Raw genomic sequence first — 18513 nt, 5'->3', positions numbered from 1 at the left:
GGGGAAGATCACCATCGGCCCGCCTCGCTGCCGACGATCGGCTCGGACGGGGTGCCGTCGACCCCGGCCGGTACGTCACCGGCGAGCATCACGCGGTGCATGGTCCGGGGGTGGTCGAGGTGGGCGTTGTCGCTCGGGGCGAGGTGGATGGTGGCCCGGTTGTCCCAGAAGGCGACGCTGCCCGGCTCCCAGCGGAAGCGGACGGTGTACTCGGGCCGGGTCGCCTGCTCCAGCAGCAGCTCCAGGACCGCGGCGCTCTCGGGACGGGAGAGTCCGGCGATCTGCTCGACGTAGTAGCCGTTGACGAACAGCACCCGCTCCCCCGTCTCCGGGTGGACGCGGACCAGCGGGTGCAGGGTGGCGGTCTGACGGTCCAGCAGGTGACGGACGTAGGCGTCGTCGCCCGGGCGGGGCTGGTAGCCGACTCCGAGGCGGTGTTCGGCGCGCAGTCCGTCGACGAACGCCCGCATCGGGGCGGACAGCCCGGCGTAGGCGGCGGCGAGGTTCGACCAGGTGGTGTCGCCGCCGTACGGCGGGGCCGTCTCGGCGCGCAGGATCGTGGCGGCCGGCGGGTCGACGCGGGCACCGTGGTCGCAGTGCCATCCGCGCAGCAGCGTGTGGCGCCGGCGCCGCAGCCACTCGTCGTGCTCCATCCCGAACCGTCCGCCCAGTTCCAGCCGGTCGGCGGTCGTCTCGACCTCCGGGAAGTCCGCCGGTGACGCCTTGCCACGCCGGGGCAGGACGACCGGCTCCCCGAAGAGGCGCGCGAACGCCACGTGTCCGGCGTGGTCGAGGCGCTGGTCGCGGAAGAACACCACCTTCCAGCGCAGCACCGCCGCCCGGATCGCCGCGACCCGCGCCGCGTCGAGGCCGCCGGCCAGGTCGACGCCGGCTATCTCGGCGCCGATGTGCCCGGCGACCGGTTTCACCTCGATCCCCGCGGTGTCGGTCTCCCCGGCCTCGTTCCCGGCGGTGTCGGTCGCCGTAGGTTCCGCCGTTGCCGTACGGTCCGCCGTTTCCCTGTCCGTCGTCATGCGCGCTCCGTTGTCGGTCGGTCGTTGTCCGGTCGGTCGTGCGTGTCGGCTCCAGCAGAGATCGTGGCAGAACCCTTCCCTCGCCGTCCGGTTGATCACCTCCCACCCCGTGGGCGACGCTGGACGGGCGGCACACCGCCGCACCCGGTCGAGGGAAGGTCCCACGGTGATCAGCATCCCGACGCACACGCTCAACGACGGCACCCCGCTCCCCGCCCTGGGGCTGGGCACCTGGCCGATGAACGACGACGAGGCGGAGCGGGCGGTCCGCGAGGCCCTGCAGACGGGCTACCGCCTGATCGACACGGCGGCGAACTACCGCAACGAGACCGGCGTCGGCCGCGGCGTGGCCGGCAGCGGGGTCCCCCGCGAGGAGATCGTGGTGACGACCAAGCTGCCCGGCCGGCACCACGGCTACGCGCAGACCCTCGCCTCGTTCGAGGAGTCCCGGGCCCGGCTCGGCCTGGAGTACGTCGACCTGTACCTGATCCACTGGCCGCTGCCCCGCGTGGACAAGTACGTCGACTCCTGGAAGGCCATGCTCAAGCTGCGCGACGACGGCCTGGTGCGCTCCGTGGGCGTCTCCAACTTCACGGCCGGGCACATCGAACGGCTGGAGAAGGAGACCGGGGTCCTGCCGTCCGTCAACCAGATCGAGCTGCACCCGCTCTACCCGCAGGACGAGCTGCGCGCCTTCCACGAGCGCGTGGGCATCCGCACGGAGAGCTGGAGCCCGCTGGGCCGGGGCAGCGACCTGCTGGAGGATCCGGCCCTCGTCGCGGTCGCCGAGGCGCACGGTGTGACGCCCGCCCAGGCGGTGCTGCGCTGGCACACCCAGCTCGGCGCGGTGCCCGTCCCGAAGTCCTCCGACCCCGCGCGGCAGCGGGCGAACCTCGACATCCTCGGATTCGAGCTGGACGCCGGTCAGATGCGCACGGTCGCGGACCGCGCGCACCGGAGGATCGGCGGCGACCCCGAGGTGCACGAGGAGTTCTGACCGGGGTACCCGGTCCCGGCCGGCGTACGACTCCCGGGAAGGAGCCGCGGGTGAGCGAGGGGAACAGGCTGGGCGACTACCGCGGCAGGCGTGACTTCGGCCGGACCGGTGAACCCGCGGGGCGTACGGCATCACAGGGACTCGGGGGCGGGGCGCCCCGCTTCGTCGTGCAGATCCACGACGCGAGCACCCTGCACTTCGACTTCCGGCTCCAGGTCGCCGACGTACTGAGGTCCTGGTCGGTACCGAAGGGACCGTCGGCCGACCCGGGCGACAAGCGGCTCGCCGTGCCCACGGAGGACCATCCGCTGGAGTACGAGGAGTTCGAGGGCGTGATCGCGGCGGGCGAGTACGGGGGTGGCACGGTCCTCGTCTGGGACCACGGCACCTACGAGCCGCTGAGCCACGATCGCCGGGGACGGCCGGTCGACTTCGGGGAGTCGCTCGCACGCGGCCACGCCAGGTTCCGGCTGCGCGGCGCGAAGCTGCGCGGCGAGTACGCGCTGACCCGGTTCCGCGGCGGACAGGAGGGCGACGACGAGGAGCCGTGGCTGCTCGTGAGGACGGCCCGCGGCGGGGCCAGGGCGCGCGGCGCCCCGGACCCGCGGCGTGCCCGTTCCGCACGGACCGGCCGCACGCTCGCGCGGGTCGCCGCGGAGAGCGGCTGGGGGTCTGCGGGCCCAGAGGACCACGGGTCCTGAGGACTGCGGGCTGAAGGACTGCGGGCCTGCGGGTCTAGAGGTCTGCGGGCAGAGGCTGTTCTGCCCAGATGGTCTTGCCGGTGCCCGTCTGCCGGCTGCCCCAGCGGTCGGTGAGCTGGGCGACCAGCAGCAGGCCCCGGCCGCCCTCGTCGTAGGCGTGGGCGCGGCGCAGGTGCGGGGAGGTGGCGCTGCCGTCGGAGACCTCGCAGATGAGGGCGCTGTCGCGGATGAGACGCAGTTGGATGGGCGGTTCGCCGTACCGGATCGCGTTGGTGACGAGCTCACTGACGACCAGCTCAGTGACGAACGCCGCCTCGTCCAGTCCCCACCGCGTCAGCTGCTCGGTGACGGACGCCCGGGTGGCGGCCACGTGCGCGGGGTCCGGGAGGACGTCCCAGGTGCGTATCTGGTCCGTGCCCAGCGCCCGGGTGCGGGCCAGCAGCAGCGCCACGTCGTCACTGGGCTCCTCCGGCATCACCGCCTTGAGCACGGTGTCGCACAGGGCGTCGAGGGAGTTCGCGGGCGCGGTCAGCGCACGGCACAGTTCCGCTGTGGCGTGGTCGACGTCGCGGTCGCGGTCCTCGACGAGGCCGTCCGTGTACAGGGCGAGGACGGAGCCCTCGGGCAGTTTCAGCTCGGTCGCCTCGAACGGCAGTCCGCCGACACCGAGCGGCGGACCGGCGGCCATGTCGACGAGTCGCGTGGTGCCGTCGGGCAGGACCAGGGCCGGCGCCGGGTGCCCTGCCGCGGCCAGGGTGAGGGAACGGGAGACGGGGTCGTAGACGGCGTAGAGGCAGGTGGCGCCCAGTTCCGCGACCTCGTCGCCCGAATCGCCGGCCGTCAGGTGGCCGACGAGGTCGTCGAGGTGGGTGAGGAGTTCGTCGGGGGGCAGGTCGACGTCGGCGAGGGTGCGGACGGCCGTGCACAGGCGGCCCATCGTCGCCGTGGACGGGATGCCGTGGCCGACGACGTCGCCGACGACGAGCGCGACGCGGCTGCCGGACAGCGGGATCACGTCGTACCAGTCGCCGCCGATGCCGGCCGCCGACACGGACGGAAGGTACCGGTGGGCGACCTCGACCGCCACCTGTCCGGGCAGGTCCTTGGGCAGCAGACTGTGCTGGAGGGTCAGGGCGGTGGAACGCTCGCGGGCGAAGCGGCGGGCGTTGTCGATGCAGACCGCGGCCCGGCTGGCGAGTTCCTCGGCGAGGACGGTGTCGTCGTGGACGTGCGGTGGCTGGGGCGCGGCGCGGACGGCCACCGCGACTCCCAGGGTGGTGCCCCGGGCCACCAACGGCACCGCCAGGGTCGAGCGGACCCGCTCCCGGTAGGAGCGGTTGTACGGGGCCTGCTCGTCACGCGCCCGCATCCACCGGTCGAAGTCCGGGTCGCCCGGCCCGGTGAGCACCGCCCGCCCCTCTGTCAGCGCTCGCGCGGGCGCCGAGTACGGGGGGTACACGTCGGTGTCGCCCAGGTGTACGGAAGCCCGGGGGCAGCCCTCGGTGGTGGCGCTGTGCGCGACGCGCCGCAGTTCGACGGCCTCGGCCGGCACCGCGAGCGGTTCGTCCGCGCCCAGGACCCAGTCGAGCAGGTCGACGCTGGCGAAGTCCGCGAAGCGCGGCACGAGGAACTCGATCAGTTCCTCGGCGGTGCGTACGACGTCCAGGGTGGTGCCGATACCGGCCGCGGCCTCGTTCAGCAGGCCCAGCCGCTGCCGCGACCGGTGCTGTTCGGTGCTCTCGAAACCCGCCACGGCGACGGCGGCCACCTCGTCCGACGCGTCCCGGACCGGCCACATCTCGATGGTCCAGACGTGCTCGCCGAGCCGGGAGGAGTCGGAGGTGAAGGTCTCGTAGTGGGCGGGCCGGCCGGTGTCGACGACCTCCCGCAGGTGCCGCATGAATCCGAACCCGTTGGCGTCGATCTGCTCCATGACCTCCGGCAGCCGCCGTCCGATCAGGTCCTCCGCCGGCAGCCCCAGCATCCGGCGCGCCGTGTCGTTGACCCGCAGATAGCGCTGCCGGGTGTCGTGGACGGACATGGACAGGGACGCCTGCTGGAAGGTCTCCCCGGTCAGATGGAACGCGCGCTCCGCGGCCGGCTCGACGGTCACCACGAACCCGTCCGGTGTGCCGGCCGCCCCCGTCAGCCGTGAGCCGCGCAGGCACAGCGTCACGGTGGAGCCGTCGCGGTGGCGGAGCGCAGCCGTGCCCGCCAGCCCGGCCAGGGCGCCGGGCGGCACGTCCCGGGCCAGCAGCTCCCGCGCGTCCCGGCCGACGACCTCCCCGGCCGGATAGCCGGTCAGCCGCCGGGCGCCCTCGCTCCACCCCGTCACCGTGCCGTGGGCGTCCAGGGTCGCCACAGCGGAGACATGCTCCATAGCGTCCAGGATTGACCCTTTGCCGCCCGGTTTCAACCGCGGCGGAGCCGGGGCGGCCCTACTCGCGGTGAGCGCGCAGCGCGGCGAGGGCTCGGTCTGCGTGCGTGTTCATCCTCAGCTCGCTCCGGACGACCTCGATCAGGGTGCGGTCCTGCCCGATGACGAAGGTGACCCGTTTGGTGGGGGCCAGGCTGAACCCCCGCCTCACCCCGAACAGCTCGCGGACCGCGCCGTCGGCGTCCGACAGCAGCGGCATGCCGAGCGTGTGGCGCCCGGCGAACTCCTGCTGCCGTTCCACGGGGTCTCCGCTGACACCGACGGGGCGGGCGCCGGCCGCGGCGAACTCGGCGGCGAGGTCGCGGAAGTGGCAGGCCTGCGCGGTGCAGCCCGGGGTCAGGGCGGCGGGATAGAAGAACAGCACGACCGGCCCGTCGGCCAGCAGTTCGGACAGGCGGCGCGGGGTGCCGGTCTCGTCCGGCAGCGCGAAGTCCTCGACCCTGTCGCCCACCGCCGGGGAGCGGCTCACGACCGGCCCTCGCTGCCCCTGGCGACACCGCGGGCCCACAGCACGAGCGGCACCTGCACGGGCAGCCGCCCGTACGCGGCCGCCTTCTGCGACACCGGGCGGTGCCGCCAGTCCACGGCCATCTTGACGTTGGCGGGGAACACCCCGACGAAGAAGGCGGCCGTGGTCAGCGCCGCCGCCCTGCGGGTACGTGGCAGTGCGATGCCCGCGGCGAGCGCCAGTTCGGCGACGCCACTGGCGCAGGTCCACGCCCGGGGCGTGCCCGGCAGGCCGCGCGGCACGATCGCGTCGAAGGTACGGGGGCGGACGAAGTGGGCGACGCCCGCGGTGGCCAGCAGGCCGGCGAGCAGCAGGGGTGAGCGTTCGGACCGGGACACGGTTCCTCCTCCGGGGGCCTGCCGCGCGATCTTACTCGACGGTAAGGGACGGGGCGGCCGGGTCAGGTGCGGCGGTTGTGGGTGCCGGGCGTGTAGCCGAACGAGCGGCGGAAGACGTCGATGAACGCGCTGGCGGAGGACCAGCCGCAGCGGTGCGCGACGGTGGTGACGGGCAGGCCGTCGGCGAGCATGCGCAGGGCGTGGTAGAGGCGGGACTGGGTGCGCCACTGGGGGAAGGTCATGCCGAACTCGCGGCGGAAGAGGCGGCTGAGCGTACGTTCCCCGGTCCCGGTGGCGGCGCCGAGGGCGGCGAGGGTGCGGGTGTCGGCGGGGTCGGCGTGGACGAGCGCGCAGACCACCGCCAGCCGGGGGTCGGTGGGAGTGGGCAGCCGCAGCGGCTGCTGCGGCGAGGCGCGCAGCTGGTCGCACAGGACGGCGAGGAGGCGGCGGCGTTGCGGGCCCGTGTCGCCGGGGTCGCGGGTGTAGGCGACGATCAGCTCGCGCAGCAGCGGGCCGACGGCGAGGACGACGGGGGCGTCCAGGCCGAGCGGGTTCTCGGCCGCGGGCAGGCCGACCAGGTGAAGGTCGACACGGCCGTGGGCGCGGTGGGCGTGCACGGTGCCCGCCGGGATCCAGATGGCCCGGGTGCCGGGCGCGAACCAGGTGCCGGCGTCGGTGGTGACGGCCACGACGCCGGAACCTGCGTGGACGATCTGGTGTTCGTCGTGCCGGTGGGCGTCGATGCGCTGCCCGGCCACCAGCCGCTGGGCGCGGGTGGGGGCGGCGGGGGTGTGACGGACTGCCGCGTCGGTGCCGGTGGCCGCCAGGGCGCTGCGAGCCGCCTCCTGGACGTCGGGTCCCGTCGTCGGGGCCCGGCCGGCGTCCAGCGGGACGCGGCGAACGTCCGGCGGGACGTGATGCGCGTCCGGCGGGACACGGCGGGCGTCCGGCGGGACGTGATGCGCGTCCGGCGGGACACGGCGGGCGTCCGGCGGGACGTGATGCGCGTCCGGCGGGACGTGATGGGCGGTGATCGAGATGTGGCGGGGGTTCGACACAAGTGGGCAGATTATCGGAAGCGGGCCAGGAGCGGTGGGCGTGACGATCGGGGGGTGATCGTGAAACGTGACCGGCCCATCGTGCTGCTGTCCCTCGGGCACGCCTGCGTCGACGTCTACCAGGGCGCGGTGGCCGCCCTGGTGCCGTACTTCGTCGCCGAGCGCGCCTACACCTACGCCGCCGCCTCGGGCGTCGTACTGGCCGCCTCGCTGCTGTCGTCGCTGGTGCAGCCGCTGTTCGGGGCGCTCACCGACCGGTGGGCGCTGCCGTGGCTGCTGCCGCTGAGCACACTGACCGCCGGAGTGGGCATCGCCCTGGGCGGCGTCGCCGGCTCCTACACACTCACCTTGGCCGCGGTCGCCGTGGGAGGCGTCGGGGTCGCCGCCTTTCACCCGGAGGCAGCCCGCGCCGCGCGGGACGCCGCACGGGGCAGCCATACGGCGATGGGGTGGTTCTCCCTGGGCGGCAACGTCGGATTCGCGCTGGCGCCGCCGCTGGTCTGGGCCGTCGTCGCCACCGGCGGCCTCGGCGCCTCCCTGCTGCTGGCCCTGCCGGCCGTCGCGGGGGCCGCGCTGTGCCTGGCGGCGGTGCGTTCGGCCGGGGCGGTCCGCAGGTCGGACGGCCGTACGACGGCGGAGGGGAGAGACGACTGGACGTCCTTCCTCCGCCTCACCGGCGCCGTCGTCTGCCGTTCCGTCGTCTTCGTCGGCCTGAGCACGTTCGTGTCGCTGTTCGTCCGGGAGCGGACCGGCGGCGGGAGTGCGGCGGGGACGGCCGCGCTGTTCGTGCTGTACCTGGGCGGCGCGGTGGGCACCGTGGCCGGGGGCCGGCTCGCCGACCGGTACGGAAGGCTGAAGGTGGTGCGGCGGTCGTACGCCCTGACGGTCCTCGCGGTGGCCGGTGTCGTCCTGGTACCCGGGCCGGCGGTGTACCTGTTCGTCGGCCTGACCTCGGCGGGGCTCTACGTGCCGTTCTCCCTGCACATCACGCTGGGTCAGGATTACCTGCCGCGCCGGGTGGGAACGGCGAGCGGGGTCACGCTGGGGCTGACCGTGAGCGTGGGCGGCCTCGCCGCCCCGGCGGTCGGCGCGCTCGCCGACGCCGTGTCACTGCAGGTTGCGCTGTTGCCACTGGTGGCGCTCCCCGCCGTGGGCGGGCTGCTCCTGTGCGGCCTGCGCGAGCCCGCCCCGCCCCCGGCGCCGCCCGCCGTCGACGCACCGGCGGCGCGCGACGCGGACGTGCGGTGAGCGTCGTCGACCGGCACCCGCCGGCACCGCAGACCGGCCCCGGGCTCGTAGTCCGCCGCGTGGCCGGGGACGTCGTCGTCACCCGCGCTGCGCTTCCCCCTCCCGCCTCCGCCTTGCCGGCCGTCCGTCCGTCCGTCCGTTCACAGCCTGAAACCCGCCGCACCCCGCGCGGCAGCCACGCCGGCGCGGCCACCAGGGCGCGGCAGCCGCAGGTCGAGGACTACGAACCCGCGCTCACGGGCGCCGTTCAGGCGAACCTCGCGGACAACGCGGGTGACGGCGCGCGGACACGTCGAGAACTGACCCGTGGAGCTGCCGCTGATCCCTCCCATGCTCGCCACCCCCGGCACCCTGCCGCCCGCCGCGCAGGACACGCACTGGGCCTACGAGACCAAGCAGGACGGCCAGCGCGTGGTGGTCTACCTGCCCGGCGACGGCAGTGTGCTGCTGCGCGCCCGCTCCGGCCACGACATCACGGCCGCCTACCCCGAACTGGCACCGCTCGGCGCCGCCCTCGGCTCCACCGCCGCCGTGCTGGACGGGGAGATGCTGGCCCTGGACGAACAGGGCCGCGCCGACTTCCAGTTGCTGCAGTCCCGCATGGGCCTGGCGCACGCCCCGGGCCGGGCGGCGCGGCGGGCGGCGCGGGTCCCCGTCCACCTGGTGCTGTTCGACGCCCTGCATCTGGCGGGCGAGCCGCTGCTCCGCCTCCCCTACACCCGCCGCCGCGAACGGCTGACGGAACTCGGCCTCGGCGGGGCGTCCTGGTCGACCCCGGCCGCGCTGGTCGGCCACGGCGAGCAGGCCCTGCGGGCCACCCGCGAGCACGGCCTGGAGGGCCTGGTGTGCAAGCGGCTGGACTCGGTGTACGAGCCGGGGATCCGCTCCCGGGCCTGGATCAAGATCCGCAACATGCGCAGCGAGGACGTCGTGGTCGGCGGCTGGCTGCCCGGCAAGGGAGGGCTCACGGGTCTGCCCGGCGCCGTCCTGGTCGGCCAGCGCGCCGCGGGCCGGCTGCGCTACGTCGGCGGGGTCGGCACCGGCTGGAGCGCGGCCGAGCGCACCGAGCTGGCCGCACTGCTGCGGGCCGCCGCGACGGACGTGTGCCCCTTCGACCCCGTACCGCCGGTGCCCGGGGCGCGCTGGGTCGTCCCCCGGCTGGTCGGTGAGGTCCGCTACAGCACCCGTACCCGGGAGGGCATGCTGCGCCAGCCGTCCTGGCTCAGGCTCCGACCGGACCTCGCGCCCGAGGAGTCGGCCGCCGACGTTCCGGACGACATGGTGTGACCGTGTGACGCGGGGTCAAGTATTGGGCTGCCCTTCACCGCGGGGACGCCCGTGCCCCTTGGCGCGGAAGTGAAAAGACGGGACGCTTAACTCCCCTTCCCCCCACAGCCGTTGGGCTGCGCCCCAGTACAGAGGAGGACGCGATGCCGTCGCGTACCGCCCCCGTCCGCCGCAAGAGATGGCTCGCCGCACCGCTCGGTGCGCTGGCCCTCGTCGTCGCCTTCCCCACCACCGCCTTCGCCGCCCCGCCCCCGGGGCTGCCCGGCAACGCGGACAGCCTGGAGCGGGCGTACCAGCCCGCCTACGACTACGACACCGACGGCTGCTACCCGACGCCGGCCATCGGCGCCGACGGAACGGTCAACGGCGGACTCAAGCCGACCGGCGCCCTGGACGGCAACTGCCGGGACGCCTCCGACCTGGACAACACCAACGGCTACTCGCGCGCCAAGTGCGACAACGACTGGTGCGCCTACATGTACGGCCTCTACTTCGAGAAGGACCAGGCGCTGCCCGGCAGCAGCCTCGGCGGCCACCGGCACGACTGGGAGCACGTCGTGGTGTGGGTGCGGGACGGTGCCGTCCAGTACGTCTCGACCTCCAGCCACGGCTCGTTCAGCGTGCACGCGAGGTCGGCGGTCCGCTTCGACGGCACCCACCCGAAGATCGTCTACCACAAGGACGGCATCAGCACCCACTGCTTCCGCCCGGCGACCTCGGGCGACGAGCCGCCGGAGAACCACGAGGGCGGCTGGCAGTACCCGGCCCTGGTCGGCTGGGACGGTTATCCGGCCGGCCTGCGCGAGAAGCTCAGCTCCTACGACTTCGGCAGCGCCAACTTCGGCCTGAAGGACGGCAGCTTCGCCTCCCACCTGGCGGCCGCCAAGCCCCCGGGCATCGCCTTCGACCCGAACGCCTGAGGCGGGCGCGGCCGACGGGGCCAGTCGGGCGAAGCGTGGTACCTGGGCGCCCCGGGGAGCACTATCGTGTCCGCATGTCCGCCCCCGAACTGATCCGCATCGTCTCCCGCGACTCCCCGATGGCCCTTGCGCAGGTCGAGCGGGTCCGGGCCGAGTTGGCGGCCCTCCACCCCGGTGTGCGCACCGAGGTCGTGCCGGTGAGGACCACCGGCGACAAGTGGCTCGGCGACCTGTCGCAGGTGGAGGGCAAGGGCGCGTTCACCAAGGAGGTGGACGCCGCGCTGCTGTCGGGCGAGGCCGATCTCGCGGTGCACTGCGTCAAGGACGTGCCCGCCGACCGGCCGCTGCCGGCGGGCACGGTGTTCGCCGCGTTCCTGGAGCGGGACGACGTCCGGGACGCCCTCGTCCACCCGGACGGCCTCACCCTGGACCAGCTGCCGGCCGGGACCCGCGTCGGCACCTCCTCGGTGCGCCGTGTCGCCCAGCTGGCCGCGACCCACCCGCATGTGACGTGCGTGCCCTTCCGGGGCAACGCCAACCGGCGGCTGGCGAAGCTGGCCGCCGGCGAGGCGGACGCCCTGCTCCTCGCGGTCTCCGGCCTGGAGCGCATCGGCCGCCGCGACGTGATCAGCGAGGTCCTCTCTCCTGAGACGATGATGCCGCCGATCGGCGCGGGCATCCTCGCCCTGCAGTGCCGGGAGGGCGACACCGCGCTCATCGACGCGGTCAGCGGTCTCGGCCATCCCGAAACACACCGGGAGGCGACGGCGGAGCGCATGTTCCTGCACGTCCTGCAGGGGCACTGCAACAGCCCGATCGCCGGGTGTGCCCGCGTGGACCGCGGCGGGGAACTCTCCCTGCGGGCCTGCGTCTTCACCCCGGACGGCAAGACGCGGCTGAACGCCCACGAGTGGGCCGGCCGGCTCGACCCGGCGACCCTCGGTACGTCGGTCGCCGTGGCACTGCTGCGTCAGGGCGCCCGCGAGATCATCGACGGCATCGCGCACTGAGGCGTCGCCGCACCGGGGATCAGGCGGAGCCCTCCTCCGCCTGGTCCCGCAGGAAGGCGCTCACCTGACGCGCCAGACCGTCCTCCCGCGCCGTACCGGCGAGGGGCCCGGTGGCCGCGTCGGGCAGCCCGAGGCCGCCGGTCCACAGCCGGCGGTCGGCCCACTCCTCGTCCACCCGCAACTGCACCTGGACGTCCACCTGGCCAAGGCTCGCCTCCGGGCCCGCCGCGTAGAGCACGGCGGTGGCGCGGCGCAGCGGGTAGACGTCGAAACCCTCGATGAACTGGGAGTTGCGCCAGTCGAGGAAGGCGCTCTCCCCGTCGGGCCCGATCCGCACGTCGATCTGGCCGTCCTCCAGGTGGATGCCGAGGTGCCGGCCACCCCGGTTCTCGACGGTCACCCGGACACGGACGTACGTCAGCCCCTCGGCGGCGTCGTCGCGTCCACGCGGCGGCTCGGCCGGCTCAAGACGGTGGACGCGGACCCGCAGGCCGGGGTGCTCGTCGTACTCCTGCCAGTCCCCGACCACGTTCGGCTCGTACACGGTGCCCCTCTCGACCTCTCGACGCTGCTTCCTATCTGTGCGCTCAGTGCACTGTCAAATGAGCGGAATGCGCCGTGGCCAGGGACTTCGCCCCTTTTGCTCGGCGATCAAGCGTTGCGCAGGGACGATCCGCGGGCACCCCCGCCGGGCGATCACCCAGAGCGTGCCGCACATCACTTTCCGCGGCGCCGCCGTCTCACTCACCGGTCCGCATCCGTTCGGGTGGCCGTTCGGGGCATTCGCGCTCAGTATCCATATATATGAGGATTTGCCAGCCCCCCTGCTGAGGGAGGTGCGCATGACGCGTATCGCCGGCAGAACCAAACCCCACCCCCACGACGACGCCCCCGACACGGCCGCGGCGTTCGACCGGCTGGCCGGTCTGCCCGAGGGCCCGGAGCGCAAGGCGCTGCGGGACGAGCTGATCCAGGTCTGGCTGCCCATGGCCGAGCGGATCGCGGTCCGCTTCCGGGGGCGCGGCGAGAACCTGGAGGACCTCTACCAGGTCGCGGCCCTCGGACTGGTCAAGGCCGTCGACCACTACGACCCACGACGCGGCCACGCCTTCGAGGCCTACGCCGTCCCCACCGTGACCGGCGAGATCAAACGGCACTTCCGCGACCACATGTGGACCCTGCACGTGCCGCGCCGGATCCAGGACCTGCGCAACCGGGTACGCAGGTCCGCGAAGGAGCTGGCGCAGACGACGCCGGGGCGCGCCCCCACGATCGAGGAGATCGCCGAGCACGCGCAGCTGACCACGGCCGAGGTCCGAACCGGCATGGAGGCCCTGGAGTGCTTCTCCGCCCTCTCGCTGGAGGCGGAGATGCCCGGCACCGACGGGTACGCCCTCGGGGACGCGCTCGGCGGCCCGGATCCGGCCTTCGACGCGGTCGTGGACCGGGTGGCGGTCCGACCCTGCCTGGAGGCGCTGCCCGAGCGCGAGCGCACCATCCTCTACCTGCGTTTCTTCGGCGGGATGACCCAGAGCCGCATCGCGCAGCAGCTGGGCATTTCCCAGATGCACGTCTCCCGGCTGCTCAGCGGCTGCTTCGACCGGATCCGCGAGGAGATCCTCGCGGAGGTCCGCTAGCGGGCGTGCGTCGCGGGCACGGCGTCGCGGGCTCAGCGATCCGGCGCCCCGGGCTCAGCGCTGATTCGGCGCCCCTGGCTCAGCGCTCGGGCGGGGCGCCGGGGATCTGGGTGGGGCCGTGGCGGTCCAGGGAGTCCTCGAGGGCGGCCCGGATCTCCGGCGGCATCACTCCGGTGCGCCCCCAGATGAGTATCATTTCCGCCACGTTGCGCAGTTTGATGTTCGTATGCTGGGAAACTTCCTTCAGTACGATCCAGCCCTGGTCCGGTGTCACCCTGCCGAGGGCGACAGTCATCCCGATCGCCTGGTCGACGACCGCGTGCGAGACGACCGCTTCCTTCAGCTGCCGGACCTGCTCCTGCAGCTGGAAGATCTGGTCCGAGCCGGTCTGGTCCGAGCCCCACTCCGTGGGCATGGTCACCTCCGGATCCGGCGTGTCACCGCCGCCTGTGCCGCGCGGTACCGCTCCGACGCCTCCATCGTCGTCACATGTGCCTCCCTGCGCCACTGGGCCGTCCGGGGCGCGTCCGCCACCGTTTCGGCGCCGCGGCCGGGGTACTCGGCAGGCGCCCGCCGCACTCCCGGCCGGACACTGGTGTGGAGCCGGTGACTGCCGGTGGACGAGACCAGGACGCGACTGCCATGAACCACGACATGTCCCTTTCCGCCGGCGGGGAGAGCCTGCTGTCCCCGCACCCCGTCTACGGGGCCCCCTGCTGGGTGAGCCTGACCAGCCGCGATCTGAAGGCCACCGAGGAGTTCTACTCCGCCGTGCTGGGCTGGCAGTGGCGGCCCGCCAAGCTGGGCGAGCCCTTCCGCATCGCCCTGGCCGACGGGTCGCCGGTGGCCGGGATCGCCGCGGTCGCCGGAATGTGGCAGATGGCCGTGGCGTGGATGCCGTACTTCGCCGTGCGCAGCGCCGACGAGGCCGCGTCGCGCGTGCAGGAGCGCGGCGGCACGACCGCCGTCGGGCCGATCTCCCTCCCGCCCGGACGGGCGGCCCTGCTGGCCGACCGGGACGGTGCGACCTTCGGGGTCTGGGAGGGCGAGCTCTTCTCGGACTGGGAGACCTGGCGCACCTCGCGCCCCGCCTTCATCCGTCTGCACACCCGTGACGCTTTCGACGCCGCCATCTTCTACGGCGAGATCTTCGACTGGGCGTCGGGGCGGAGCGGCTGCTGCGAGGTCCAGTACGAGGGCGACGAGGTGGTGCTGCGCCACCAGGGCGATGTGGTGGCGCGCATCGAGTCGGGCGCCCTCGAAGCGGCGCCCGACCCGGCCATCCGGCCGCACTGGCAGGTCCACTTCTCGGTCGAGGACGTCGCCGCGTGCGCCCGCACCGCGGAGCGGCACGGCGGCAGCGTGCTGTCGCTGAGCAGTGACGAGGCCGTGCTCCGGGACGCCGACGGCGCGCAGTTCACGGTGACCGCGCGCCGCCTCGGCAGCTGATCCCACGCCCGTGCTCATCCGCCGGTGCGGGACGGCCGGGAGAGCAGCAGCAGGCTGCGCTGCTCGACGGTGAGCACGGTGCCCGCCTTGTACTCCGTCTCGTCGGGGACGCCCTCCGGGTCGGCGGTGTCGATCAGGGCCGCCCAGCGCTCGCCGTAGGCGGCGGCGGGCAGCCGGAAGTCCGCCGGCTCCCAGTGGCTGTTGAGCAGCAGCAGGAAGGAGTCGTCCGTGACCGGCCGGCCGCACGGGTCGGGTTCGGCGATGGCGTCGCCGTTGAGGAAGACGCCGACGGCGTGCGCGTCGGAGCGCTGCCAGTCGTCGTCGGTCATCTCCCGCGCGTCGGGCAGCAGCCACACCAGGTCGGGCAGCGGCTGGTCCGCGTGGGTGAGGGTGTCACCGCGGAAGTAGCGGCGCCGGCGCAGGACGGGATGGCCGGCCCGCAGCGCGATGACGCGGCGGGTGAAGTCCAGCAGCGCGCGCTGCTCGTCGTTCAGCCGCCAGTCGACCCAGGAGATCTCGTTGTCCTGGCAGTAGGCGTTGTTGTTGCCGCGCTGGGTGCGGCCCAGTTCGTCGCCGTGGCAGAGCATCGGGATGCCCTGCGAGAGCAGGAGCGTGGCGAGGAAATTGCGCTGCTGGCGGCCGCGCAGCTCCCGGACGGCCGGGTCCTTCGTCTCGCCCTCCGCGCCGCAGTTCCAGGACCGGTTGTGGCTCTCGCCGTCCCGGTTGCCCTCGCCGTTGGCCTCGTTGTGCTTGTCGTTGTAGGAGACGAGGTCGCGCAGGGTGAACCCGTCGTGCGCGGTCACGAAGTTGACGCTGGCGCGGGGACGGCGCCGGCTGTGCTGGTACAGGTCGGAGGAGCCGGTCAGCCGGGACGCGAACTCGCCGAGCGTGTGCTCCTCGCCGCGCCAGAAGTCCCGTACCGCGTCCCGGTACATGCCGTTCCATTCCGACCACAGCTGCGGGAAGTTGCCCACCTGGTAGCCGCCCTCGCCCACGTCCCAGGGCTCGGCGATCAGCTTGACGCGGCTGATCACCGGATCCTGCTGGATGAGGTCGAAGAACGCCGACAGCCGGTCCACCTCGTGGAACTGCCGGGCCAGGGTGGCGGCGAGGTCGAAACGGAAGCCGTCGACGTGCATCTCGGTGACCCAGTACCGCAGCGAGTCCATGATCAGCTGGAGTACGTAGGGGTGCCGCATCAGCAGGCTGTTGCCGGTGCCGGTGGTGTCGTAGTAATGCTGCCAGTCGCCGTCCACCAGGCGGTAGTACGAGGCGTTGTCTATGCCGCGGAAGGAGAGGGTGGGGCCCTTCTCGTTGCCCTCGGCGGTGTGGTTGTAGACCACGTCGAGGATCACTTCGAGGCCGGCCTCGTGCAGGGTCTTGACCATCGACTTGAACTCGGTGACCTGCTGGCCGCGGGTGCCGAGGGCGGCGTAGCCGTTGTGGGGCGCGAAGAAGCCGATGGTGTTGTAGCCCCAGTAGTTGGACAGGCCGCGGTCCCGGAGCACCCCGTCGTGCACGAACTGGTGCACCGGCATCAGCTCCACGGCGGTCACCCCCAGGGACGTCAGGTGGTCCACGACCGCCGGGTGCGCCAGCCCCGCGTAGGTGCCGCGCAGTTCCTCGGGCACATCGGGGTGGGTGCGGCTGAGCCCGCGGACGTGGGCCTCGTAGATCACGCTCTCCGAGTACGCGCGCCGGGGCGGGCGGTCGTCGCCCCAGTCGAAGAACGGGTCGGTGACCACGCCGAGCATGGTGTGCCCGGCGCTGTCGCCCGGGTCGGCCCTGCCCTTGGCCCGCTCGAAGAGGGAGGCGTGGTTGTCCACCTGCCCGTCCACGGCCCGGGTGTACGGGTCGAGGAGGAGCTTCGCCGGGTTGCAGCGGTGCCCCACGGCGGGGGCCCACGGACCGTGGACCCGGTAGCCGTAGCGCTGCCCCGGGCCGACGCCGGGCAGATAGCAGTGCCAGACGAAGCCGTCGACCTCGGGCAGCGGGACGGTGCTGTGGGTGCCGTTGTCGTCGACGAGGACGAGCTCGACCCGTTCGGCGACCTCGCTGAACAGCGCGAAGTTGGTGCCCTGTCCGTCGTACACGGCGCCCAGGGGGCAGGGGTGCCCGCTCCACACGGGCGACCCCTTCCAGTTCGGCCTTGCGCGGGTCACCGGGCTTGCTCCAGAACGCCGTTGCCCGTACCCGCCGGTCCGGCCAGCCGGGCGACCGGCATGATCTCTCGCGGCACTTCCAGCCCCTCCTGGGTGATCGGCTCCGGCGCCGTCGCGACCAGCGGAACGCGCTCGCCCGCCCGGGCGCGCTGCGAGAACCAGATGACCTTCGCCCCCGTGTCGGTGGCGCAGCAGCCCCAGCCGTCGCTGGTGGCGGCGAGGTGCTGCAGGCAGGTGCGCAGGTCCTGGTCGGGACGGAGCGCGTGGTCGTTGCCCCCGACGGCCGTGATGAGATGCTGATGGTTCCACCACATCTCGATCGACGTGTTCTTGTCGCTCGCGTGCTCGTCGATCGCCCGAAGCAGCATCTCGGCACCTGAGCAGACGGGTTCGACGAGGTTCTCCAGGTTCCAGAACCGGAGGTGAGCGGCCAGGATGCGCCTGACCTGTCCGACCCGTTCCGGGCTCACTTCCACGTCGAGGTGGTAGTAGCAGGGCACTGCGGTCTTCATCGTCGTGGCTCCTCACCGCGAAGGCTCTCGCTCCTCCTCGCCCCTTGGGGGACGAGCTCCCCGAAACACGAAGCGTGAGCACTGGTCGCTTCTGAGTCACTCCAGAGTGCGAGCGGTAGTCCATTCGTGCAACACGAGCGGCTAACGGGCCCGGACCGGCCGGAATCGACCGGAACCGGTCCGGGGTTCCGGCGAAGAAAACGGTTGAAGTTCCAACAAGACGGCGCGTCACCACGCGTGCACCATGTGTGAAGAACTCAATCGTCCGTACCCCCGGACCGTCCGGAAGGTGACCGGCCATGCTGCTTCCCGCGAAGAGCGAAGTCGCCCGGCAGCTGCGGCGTTACCGCGCCTGGGAACGCTCGATGCTCGCGTCCCCCGCGGACGTCGGCGTCCGGTCCACCTTCGAGGACTCCGGTTACACCCTGTGCGTGCTGATGGGGAAGCGGTGCGCACGCGAGGCGGCGGATGCCGCCGAACGGTATCTGCGGACGAACCTGGTCACCCATGCGCAGGAACAGGAGGACCGGCTCTCCCCGTCGGGGCGGAAGACCCCCTCCGGCGCGGCTTGACCCGAACGGCCGGGCCGGTGCCCGGCCCCGAGCACGGCGGAGGTGAGAACGGATGAGTACGACCGTGGGGATCGGACGTATCCCGGTGCGGGACGTCCACCCGGTGGTGGAGTACGGCAGGCGCCCGGCGAAGGCAGTGGTGGGAGAGACGTTCGAGGTCACCGCGACCGTGTTCCGTGAGGGGCACGACGCGGTGGCCGCGAACGTCGTGCTGAAGGACCCCGAGGGGCGGCCGGGCCCGTGGACGCCGATGCGGGAGCTGTCCCCGGGCAGCGACCGCTGGGGCGCCGAGGTCACCCCGGGCGCCCCGGGCGACTGGACCTACCGGGTGGAGGCGTGGAGCGACCCCGTCGCCACCTGGCAGCGCCACGCGCGGATCAAGGTGCCGGCCGGCATCGACACCGGCCTGGTCCTGGAGGAGGGGGCCGAGCTGTACCGGCGAGCCGCGGCGGGGGTACCGAAGGACGCCGGGCGCGATGTGGTGCTGGCCGCGACGAGTGCCCTGCTCGACGACACCCTGCCGGTGGCCACCCGGCTGGCGGCGGCGTTGACGCCCGAGGTGGACGCGGTGCTGGCCCGGCACCCGCTGCGGGAGCTGGTCACCACCTCCGACCCGCTGCCCCTGCTCGTGGAACGCGAACGC

At 73.2% G+C, this 18513-nt stretch carries 19 protein-coding genes; 10 read left to right on the top strand and 9 right to left on the bottom strand.

Features of this window, described 5'->3' with window-relative positions; all coding sequences use genetic code 11:
• Window positions 1-8: 8 nt before the first annotated feature.
• Window positions 9-1034: a TauD/TfdA dioxygenase family protein gene (locus ACH4F2_RS12180; RefSeq protein WP_398132624.1), complete on the bottom strand. Its 1026-nt coding sequence runs from the start codon at window positions 1032-1034 to the stop codon at window positions 9-11.
• 166 nt (window positions 1035-1200) lie between these two features.
• Here ACH4F2_RS12180 and ACH4F2_RS12175 point away from each other — a divergent pair, with 166 nt between their 5' ends.
• Both ACH4F2_RS12175 and ACH4F2_RS12170 read left to right on the top strand, forming a co-directional pair.
• A complete protein-coding gene (locus ACH4F2_RS12175; RefSeq protein ID WP_398132623.1) occupies window positions 1201-2031 on the top strand; it encodes an aldo/keto reductase in 831 nt (276 codons plus the stop codon).
• Between the two features lie 50 nt (window positions 2032-2081).
• Window positions 2082-2732: a DNA polymerase ligase N-terminal domain-containing protein gene (locus ACH4F2_RS12170; protein WP_398132622.1), complete on the top strand. Its 651-nt coding sequence runs from the start codon at window positions 2082-2084 to the stop codon at window positions 2730-2732.
• 34 nt (window positions 2733-2766) lie between these two features.
• Here the strand turns inward: ACH4F2_RS12170 and ACH4F2_RS12165 are convergent, their stop codons facing one another.
• The 4 genes from ACH4F2_RS12165 to ACH4F2_RS12150 all read right to left on the bottom strand — a co-directional run bounded on the left by ACH4F2_RS12165 (window position 2767) and on the right by ACH4F2_RS12150 (window position 6842).
• Window positions 2767-5112 (bottom strand): SpoIIE family protein phosphatase, encoded by a 2346-nt coding sequence (locus ACH4F2_RS12165; RefSeq protein WP_398132621.1) that lies wholly within the window; start codon window positions 5110-5112, stop codon window positions 2767-2769.
• Between the two features lie 58 nt (window positions 5113-5170).
• Window positions 5171-5638: a peroxiredoxin gene (locus tag ACH4F2_RS12160; protein WP_398132620.1), complete on the bottom strand. Its 468-nt coding sequence runs from the start codon at window positions 5636-5638 to the stop codon at window positions 5171-5173.
• The gene (locus ACH4F2_RS12155; RefSeq protein WP_398132619.1) at window positions 5635-6015 is read right to left on the bottom strand and encodes a DoxX family protein; all 381 of its coding nucleotides are present in this window, start codon (window positions 6013-6015) and stop codon (window positions 5635-5637) included. The genes ACH4F2_RS12160 and ACH4F2_RS12155 overlap by 4 nt, the downstream gene beginning before the upstream one ends.
• A gap of 62 nt (window positions 6016-6077) precedes the next feature.
• A complete protein-coding gene (locus ACH4F2_RS12150; protein ID WP_398132854.1) occupies window positions 6078-6842 on the bottom strand; it encodes an AraC family transcriptional regulator in 765 nt (254 codons plus the stop codon).
• Window positions 6843-7127: 285 nt separating this feature from the next.
• On the opposite strand from ACH4F2_RS12150, the gene ACH4F2_RS12145 reads away from it, so the two are divergent.
• From ACH4F2_RS12145 to hemC, 4 genes are all read left to right on the top strand, one after another.
• Complete coding sequence (locus ACH4F2_RS12145) at window positions 7128-8321, top strand: MFS transporter (RefSeq protein WP_398132618.1); 1194 nt, start codon at window positions 7128-7130, stop codon at window positions 8319-8321.
• A 306-nt stretch (window positions 8322-8627) separates the two neighbouring features.
• Window positions 8628-9608 (top strand): ATP-dependent DNA ligase, encoded by a 981-nt coding sequence (locus ACH4F2_RS12140; protein ID WP_398132617.1) that lies wholly within the window; start codon window positions 8628-8630, stop codon window positions 9606-9608.
• Between the two features lie 143 nt (window positions 9609-9751).
• The gene (locus ACH4F2_RS12135) at window positions 9752-10528 is read left to right on the top strand and encodes an NPP1 family protein (protein ID WP_398132616.1); all 777 of its coding nucleotides are present in this window, start codon (window positions 9752-9754) and stop codon (window positions 10526-10528) included.
• A gap of 74 nt (window positions 10529-10602) precedes the next feature.
• Window positions 10603-11538, top strand: a complete 936-nt coding sequence (gene hemC / locus ACH4F2_RS12130) for a hydroxymethylbilane synthase (protein ID WP_398132615.1) — start codon at window positions 10603-10605, stop codon at window positions 11536-11538.
• Window positions 11539-11557: 19 nt separating this feature from the next.
• Here the strand turns inward: hemC and ACH4F2_RS12125 are convergent, their stop codons facing one another.
• A complete protein-coding gene (locus ACH4F2_RS12125; RefSeq protein WP_398132614.1) occupies window positions 11558-12082 on the bottom strand; it encodes a hypothetical protein in 525 nt (174 codons plus the stop codon).
• A gap of 298 nt (window positions 12083-12380) precedes the next feature.
• Between ACH4F2_RS12125 and ACH4F2_RS12120 the strand changes: the two genes are divergently transcribed.
• Window positions 12381-13175, top strand: a complete 795-nt coding sequence (locus tag ACH4F2_RS12120) for a SigB/SigF/SigG family RNA polymerase sigma factor (protein ID WP_398132613.1) — start codon at window positions 12381-12383, stop codon at window positions 13173-13175.
• A gap of 79 nt (window positions 13176-13254) precedes the next feature.
• Here ACH4F2_RS12120 and ACH4F2_RS12115 read toward each other — a convergent pair whose 3' ends face one another.
• On the bottom strand, window positions 13255-13590 hold the full coding sequence (locus tag ACH4F2_RS12115; protein WP_398132612.1) for an ANTAR domain-containing protein: 336 nt from the start codon (window positions 13588-13590) through the stop codon (window positions 13255-13257).
• 227 nt (window positions 13591-13817) lie between these two features.
• Between ACH4F2_RS12115 and ACH4F2_RS12110 the strand changes: the two genes are divergently transcribed.
• The gene (locus ACH4F2_RS12110; RefSeq protein ID WP_398132611.1) at window positions 13818-14624 is read left to right on the top strand and encodes a VOC family protein; all 807 of its coding nucleotides are present in this window, start codon (window positions 13818-13820) and stop codon (window positions 14622-14624) included.
• Between the two features lie 14 nt (window positions 14625-14638).
• Here ACH4F2_RS12110 and glgX read toward each other — a convergent pair whose 3' ends face one another.
• Window positions 14639-16786 carry a glycogen debranching protein GlgX gene (glgX, locus tag ACH4F2_RS12105; RefSeq protein ID WP_398132610.1) on the bottom strand — a complete coding sequence of 716 codons (2148 nt, stop codon included), beginning with the start codon at window positions 16784-16786 and terminating at the stop codon, window positions 14639-14641.
• Window positions 16783-17298 carry a pep a2 gene (locus ACH4F2_RS12100; protein WP_398132609.1) on the bottom strand — a complete coding sequence of 172 codons (516 nt, stop codon included), beginning with the start codon at window positions 17296-17298 and terminating at the stop codon, window positions 16783-16785. The genes glgX and ACH4F2_RS12100 overlap by 4 nt, the downstream gene beginning before the upstream one ends.
• Before the next feature lie 299 nt (window positions 17299-17597).
• Here ACH4F2_RS12100 and ACH4F2_RS12095 point away from each other — a divergent pair, with 299 nt between their 5' ends.
• A complete protein-coding gene (locus tag ACH4F2_RS12095; RefSeq protein ID WP_398132608.1) occupies window positions 17598-17870 on the top strand; it encodes a DUF5133 domain-containing protein in 273 nt (90 codons plus the stop codon).
• Window positions 17871-17922: 52 nt separating this feature from the next.
• The coding region (locus ACH4F2_RS12090) for a maltotransferase domain-containing protein (RefSeq protein WP_398132607.1) at window positions 17923-18513 on the top strand (591 nt) is incomplete at its 3' end.

It is taken from the genome of Streptomyces sp. NPDC017890 (assembly GCF_044328675.1).
Lineage (GTDB): Bacteria > Actinomycetota > Actinomycetes > Streptomycetales > Streptomycetaceae > Streptomyces.
The sequence above is the reverse complement of the archived record's forward strand: the minus strand, read 5'-3'. Positions and strand labels throughout refer to the sequence as shown.